Consider the following 6,299-nt stretch of genomic DNA (forward strand, 5'->3'; position numbering starts at 1 on the left):
TGGCCTATAATTTGACGTTCTCGAGCATTTAGGCCATATATGGCCTATGTCATTCACCCTCCAGGATCAGCTGACGCACCTCGGTAAGCGGATCAAGGCCCGCCGCCTGGCCCTCGCTCTTACCCAGCAAGCGGCAGCTGCCAAAGCAGGCGTGGCCCACAGAACATGGCGGCGGATGGAGACCGAAGGCAGGGCATCCATCGAAGACCTTGTTCGCGCTGCCATTGCACTGCTCTGCGATGAGGGCATTGTCGCGCTGTTTCCGCAAGTTCCGGCGACCAGCATGGATGAATTGCTCGCGCAGCAGCGTCAGGCAGCCAAGCCGCAGCGCAGACGTGCCAGCGGGGCAAAGCCATGAAGCTGGCACCGGGAACACCTTTGACGGTTGGCCTGCTGGCCGATGAGACTGCCCCACCGGGTTCGGTCGGCAGGCTGGCGATGGCCGGGGGCCTTGCTCAGCTTGAATGGTCGGCAGACGTCATCGCGGAGGGGCTACCAATCTCTCCGCTGCACTATCCTGCAGAGCCGGGCCTGCACCCTGCCCGGAGCCGAACATTCGAGGGGGTCTCCACGGTTTCCTTTCAGACTGCCTGCCCGACGCCTGGGGCATGCTGTTGTTGAAGCGGCGGCTTCAAAGAATGGGTCACCGGTTCGAAGACCTAAATGCGGTCGACCGGCTCGCTCTGGTTGGCACAAAGGGTCGAGGTGCCCTCGTCTTTCAGCCCGAAACACTTGGTGGTGGGGCTTCAGGTGCCATCGATCTTGATGCTCTGGCCGATGAATCCCGCCACGTTCTGCTCGGCGAGGAGACAGAGCTGGAAGCGATGCTGGCACGCCTCGGCGGCGGCTCGGGCGGCGCACGGCCGAAAGTTCACGTGGAGGTCGGCGCGGACGGCAAACTATCCGCCGGAGACGAGCTGGCTGTAGCGGGAAACAAGAGCGCTGGTGAGGAATGGATCGTCAAGTTTGCAGCGACCAATGACCCCACAGATATCGGGCCGATAGAGGAGGCCTATGCCCGGATGGCCCGCGCGGCAGGGATTGAAATGGCTGAGACGCGATTGATCCCCTCAGCGACCGGGCCGGGTCATTTCGCGACCAGGCGTTTCGACCGACCCGCGCCGGGCAAGCGGCTGCACATGGTCAGCCTCGGTGGAGCGCTCGAAGCATCACCGCACATGCCGAGCGTCGACTACGACGGCTTCCTGAAAGCAACATTGGCCATCACCTATAGCATGGCTGACGTAGAACAGGCTTTCCGCCGCATGGTGTTCAATGTGCTCGCGCGAAACCGCGACGATCACGTCCGCCAACATGCCTACTTCATGGACGATCGCGGAAACTGGCGGCTTGCACCTGCTTTCGACCTCACATTTTCGAATGGCCCCGGCGGCGAACACTATATGGCCGTGCAAGGCGAAGGCCGCACCATCACACGCGACCTTGTCGGGAAGCTGGCGAAAAGCCATGGCATTGCACCTAAACGTGCTGCAGCCGCGATTGACGATGTCCGCGCGGCCCTCGCCGATTGGCCGTCACATGCTTGTGAAACCGGAGTAGGGGCGTCCATCGTTACTGTGTCGGAAGGCTTGGATGCAGTGGCTCGGCAGTTTGGTTGACAGATAAGATTTCTATCAGCAGCTCGGGTTTGGATTCATCGTTCTCGATGATCCCGCTACGCGCCTGCGGAACATAGCCCTTCGGGTTGTCTTGCGGGCGTACTTGCCAATCGCTGCAGCGCGTCAGGATGTTCCGCCTTCTCAAGCAAATCTAGGCCAGAATTCGTGGAGCGTCTCAACGATCTGGGCGACCTCTGTGCCGCCGAACAGATCGCTCACCCCGTTTGGCGCACTGTCCGTGAATGGCGGAGCGTAGAGCAATTCCGGCTCCATCCGACCGGACGTGGTCAGGTGATCGACGATCATCTCGATAAATCGGATTTGCTGGACCGACATTGTCTTGCCTTCCAATGCCGCGTTGAATGCGGCCATAGCCGCACCGCGATCAAGTCCGATCAGCGACCGGATAAAGTCCGGAAGATTGGGTAGAGCACGAATGCGATCGAAATCCGCACTGGTAGCAATGTCCGCTTCTGCGAACAGACGTTGAAGCTCATCCAGATCGGTCGGCGTGAGCGGCTTGCCCTGACGCAGACGAGCGAGCGTCACGTGATCGGCATGGGCGTCTATATAGGCACGGGCCTTGCGCCGGAACTGTGCGAGGGACGAAGCACCGCCAAGATCGATCAACTCGATCTCGCGGGTCTCGCCCATTTCGTCGGCAAGGTCCGTACTGACGATCACCTGCTGGCCAGGTTCGATCAAGTTCATAAGGCCGCGCAAGCGTCGGCGCGCGATCTCGACCATTTGCGGTGTGGCATCGGTCCACCATTCGACGGTCTGAACTTCGAGGATCAGTTCCATCTGCCGCGCGACATCTGGAACTGCTTCCTTGGCCTCCAACGCATGGACCTGATTAACGAAGGCCTTCCGCAGCGGCTCGAACACCGCGTTGCGCAACATGGCGAGCTGGATACGCAGGCACAGCAGGTCGAACCGCTTGGCGTCGATATCGCTATCGATCTGGCTGGTCGGCAGCCCTGCGAGATGTTCGACCAGTTCGTGCCGATCTTCCTCGGTCAGGCTGTCCCATGCAGCCTTGTCCTGAAACTTCTCGACGTGGCGACGTTTGGCGCGAACGATGAAGTTGTCTACCGGCATCCCCGCAACTTCGCGGATTAGGTGCGCGCGCACCCCCTCATAGAGTCCTTCCTCCTCACCCTGATAATCAGAGCCCGGCGATCTGACCCGGCTGTCGCTTGAAGCCTCCGCCTGCATCAGGCCAAGAAGATCTACGCGTGCGGCAAAAAGGCGCTCGCTCAACGGTCTGGTGCTGCCAGCATCCGTCCCCTCGATCTGCGCATTGAAAAACTCGAGATTGCCGAGGTAGTCGAAGACGTAGAAAAACTCTTTGTCGCGCACCTGCCCGTCGGCATCGACGAAAATCCCCTCGCGCAGTCGGGTGCCGCGCCCGATCATCTGCCAGAATTTTGATTTCGAGCGGACGATCTTGAAGAACACCAGATTGACGATGTCGGGGATGTCGATGCCGGTATCGAGCATGTCGACCGAGACGGCGATCTGCGGATCCTTGTCCGGCATCTCGAACTCATCGATCAGCGCGTGGGCGTACGTCACCTTGTTGTCGATCAGGCGGCAGAAATGCCCTTTCAGCGCCGGGTAGTTGGCATCGAACCGTTGGACGATGAATTCCGCGTGCTTGTGGTTCTTGGCAAAGATGATCGTCTTGCCCAGCCGATCGCCTCCAGCGACTTTCAGCCCGTCGCGCATCAGCTGCTCGAGCATCTTGTCGATCGTGTTCTTGTTGAAGAGCCAGTCGTTCACGGCTGAGGCGTCAACACCGTCAGGCGGGCCATCCTCACCCCAATCGGTCTCGTCCCAGGCTTCCTTTTCCTCGTCGGTCAGGTCTTCATATCGAATACCTTCGCGCGGGAACTTGAGCGGCACGTCGATGGCCTTGGGCGGAACGAGGAACCCGTCAGTGACGGCCTGCTTCAGATCATAGGCATCTGTCGGCACGCCCTCCCGCTTGACCGGATCATATTCCAGCTCGAACAGGGTATAGGTGTTCTTGTCGATTTCCGACTTCGGCGTGGCGGTGAGACCGACGAGCGGGGAGTCAAACCAGTCGAAGATCGCTTTGTACTTCCGGTAGACCGAGCGGTGCGCCTCATCGATGATGACCAGATCGAAGTAGCCCGGGCCGAAACGCTGCTTGCCTTCTGCCCTCGCGGTCTCGATCAGGTTCATCATCGTGGGATAGGTGGAAACGAACACCCGGCCATCGGCGTCGGGTTCCAGCACCAGATTGACCGTGGCGCAATCGGGCAGGTACTTGCGGAAGTTGTTCGCCGCTTGCTTCACCAGCGGCACGCGGTCCGCCAGAAACAGGATGCGTTTCGCCCAGTTGGCGTTCATCAACACGTCTGACAACGCGATGGCGACACGGGTCTTGCCCGAACCTGTAGCCATTTCGAGCAAGGCCTTGCGCTGGTTCTCACCGCCATGTTCGCCATCTTCGAACCGGTGGCAGACGGCGCGGATGGCGCGTTCCTGATAGATGCGACCACCGCTGCCCGCGATAGTGGGATTGGTAGCGACCGTGGCCAGCACCTTGCGGGTACGCCGGCGCTGGATCATCAGCGCCAGTTCGTCCTTGGTGCGAAAGCCTGAGACAGCGCGCGGCGAGTGCCGGAGATCGTCCCAAATCCAATGCTCATAGCCGTTGGTGTAAAAGATCACCGGCCGCTGGCCGAACATCGCCTCCAAGGCGTCGGCATAATACTTCGCCTGCTGCCGGCCCTCGCGCGCATCCTTGCGCGTGCGCTTGGCCTCGATCAGGCCCAGTGGTTTGCCATCATCCCCCCACAGCACATAGTCGACCCAGCCCTTGTTCTCCGGGTTGGGCATGGGGGAAACGGGGAACTCCACATCGCGCTGATCGGCCAAGGCCCAGCCCGCCTCCCGCAGCAGCACATCGATGAACTGGTCGCGGGTGGTCGCCTCATCATAATCGTGGCCTGCATCGCGGCCTTCGTTAGCCTGGCGGAGCGCTGCATATTCTGCGCGCACAGTCGCCAACTCTGCTTCCAGTGCTGCGCGGCTTTCGGCATCGGCCATGCGCGCCTTGCGTTCAGCGCGCAGCGCCACTTGGGCAGCTTCAGCTGCTTCCGTAAGCCGGGTTACTTCTTGCGCGCTGGTGAGGGCTTCCGTGCCCTCGCGCGGCAGGCGATCGGCGGAGAATGTCTGCGCGGCATCGGGCGGGGTCTGGCTATAGGCGCAGGCAAACCACAGGCTGACGTGGAACAATTCGCGCACCGCCGTCACACCCTGGCTCTCGGCAAACGGGCCGGGATGCGCAGCGCGATTGCCGATCTTGCGGATCAGATCGATCTTGGTGCGGATCATCACGCCCGCCAGCGCAAAGAAGCTGGGTTCGGCGATCAGCGCGGCAAGATGATCCTGATAGGGCGCGCGGAGCGAGGAATCGTGTTCATAGAGCCAGCGGACCAACGCCTCGACGCCTAGCCGGGCATGAACCGCCGCCCCGCGCGGATCGGGTAACGCCTGCCGCTCTGCCATCGCCGCATGAGTGTGGAAGAATGGAAACGGCGCAAGGAATCCGAACTGGCTGGCAGGCGTACCCGCACCGGACGGCGCAGCCGAACCGCCGCCGATCGACAAGGTCTTGCGTCCTTCGGTCATGTTGCCTCCGCCAGTTTCGGGAAATGCACGGCAAAGGCCTGCTTGATTTCCGCCCAGCGCCCCGGATCGCCAGCCCATTTGCAGTTCACACGGTTGAGCAGGCGATAGCCCGCTTGCCGCAGGGCGACTTCTAGATCGCGTTCGTAGGCACCCACTTCATCGCGCAGGGGGATGTGCGCTGCCATCAGCGTGGCCCGGTCTGCACCATCTGCGTGCTCAATCTCCGCATGAAGCGGCCCGTGGGCGACGAGGTGAAATGCGCGGCACTCTTCCGCTTCGATCCCCTGATCTTTGAGCCGGGCGCGCAGCGCGTTCTGGTTTTTCGAAGTTCCCAGATGCTGACCCATGCGGGTATACGGGGCGCTGGCGTGCGGACTGCTGTTATCCCCCGTGCGGCCGACATAGAGCCATTCGTTCCCGTGCGCATCCTCCACCCGCCAGACATAAAGCCAGAACCCGCGCCGCAGCATGGGGCCGGGCAGGGTCAGACAATGTGTGGCGGGCATTATAGTCATGCGTCAGAGTTCTCCACGAAAGGCGCGATGCTGGAGGGATTGGAACAGTTTGTCGAGTTCTGCGCAGTGTGCCGCTTGTGTTGCCTTTGAACGATTGGCTGCGTCAACCAATGCAACAAATTTCTTTTGATATTCTATACTTGGTAACTTGATTGGAATTTCCTTCATCTGTGCGGCAGTGAGTTGAGGCACAGCCGAACCGGAATTTGAGCCTTTCAGAGCAGCCTGAACCGATGGGAAGGAAATGTATTCTTTCAGAAAGCGAGGAACTACCCGCACTCCACATCGGATTATCATCATCTGAGCGTTTATGAAGCCCGTCTCAAAGTCGCAGTCAAAAAGGGCACACTGGCCCAGAGTGCCCCTTAGAGTAATGACCAAATCACCACGCTTCAGTTTGCCCCGCGACAGGCTTGAAAATTTCCGTTCAGTGATAAACTGCGACTTAGGCTCAGGACTCATTGATTGAGCCAGAAGATGACGGTTGCGGCGATGCAGA

At 60.4% G+C, this 6,299-nt stretch carries 5 protein-coding genes; 2 read left to right on the forward strand and 3 right to left on the reverse strand.

Annotated elements, in window-relative coordinates:
• Positions 1 to 46: 46 nt before the first annotated feature.
• Positions 47 to 358 (forward strand): helix-turn-helix domain-containing protein, encoded by a 312-nt coding sequence (locus IP81_RS04335; RefSeq protein ID WP_054106727.1) that lies wholly within the window; start codon positions 47 to 49, stop codon positions 356 to 358.
• A gap of 106 nt (positions 359 to 464) precedes the next feature.
• Positions 465 to 1,619, forward strand: a complete 1,155-nt coding sequence (locus IP81_RS04340) for a type II toxin-antitoxin system HipA family toxin (protein WP_157573072.1) — start codon at positions 465 to 467, stop codon at positions 1,617 to 1,619.
• A 141-nt stretch (positions 1,620 to 1,760) separates the two neighbouring features.
• Here IP81_RS04340 and IP81_RS04345 read toward each other — a convergent pair whose 3' ends face one another.
• The 3 genes from IP81_RS04345 to IP81_RS04355 form a co-directional block, all read right to left on the reverse strand.
• Complete coding sequence (locus IP81_RS04345; protein WP_082355959.1) at positions 1,761 to 5,285, reverse strand: DEAD/DEAH box helicase family protein; 3,525 nt, start codon at positions 5,283 to 5,285, stop codon at positions 1,761 to 1,763.
• Positions 5,282 to 5,800: a hypothetical protein gene (locus IP81_RS04350; RefSeq protein WP_197274513.1), complete on the reverse strand. Its 519-nt coding sequence runs from the start codon at positions 5,798 to 5,800 to the stop codon at positions 5,282 to 5,284. The genes IP81_RS04345 and IP81_RS04350 overlap by 4 nt, the downstream gene beginning before the upstream one ends.
• Before the next feature lie 3 nt (positions 5,801 to 5,803).
• Positions 5,804 to 6,299, reverse strand: a 496-nt coding sequence (locus IP81_RS04355; RefSeq protein WP_231626228.1) for a restriction endonuclease subunit S, incomplete at its 5' end; no start/stop codon positions are given.

The organism is Novosphingobium sp. AAP83, assembly GCF_001295795.1.
Lineage (GTDB): Bacteria > Pseudomonadota > Alphaproteobacteria > Sphingomonadales > Sphingomonadaceae > Novosphingobium.

Coding starts and splice junctions, on each gene's coding strand:
- IP81_RS04335 (WP_054106727.1), top strand. CDS start 47: ATGTCATTCACCCTCCAGGATCAGCTGACGCACCTCGGTAAGCGGATC.
- IP81_RS04340 (WP_157573072.1), top strand. CDS start 465: ATGGTCGGCAGACGTCATCGCGGAGGGGCTACCAATCTCTCCGCTGCA.
- IP81_RS04345 (WP_082355959.1), bottom strand. CDS start 5,285: ATGACCGAAGGACGCAAGACCTTGTCGATCGGCGGCGGTTCGGCTGCG.
- IP81_RS04350 (WP_197274513.1), bottom strand. CDS start 5,800: ATGACTATAATGCCCGCCACACATTGTCTGACCCTGCCCGGCCCCATG.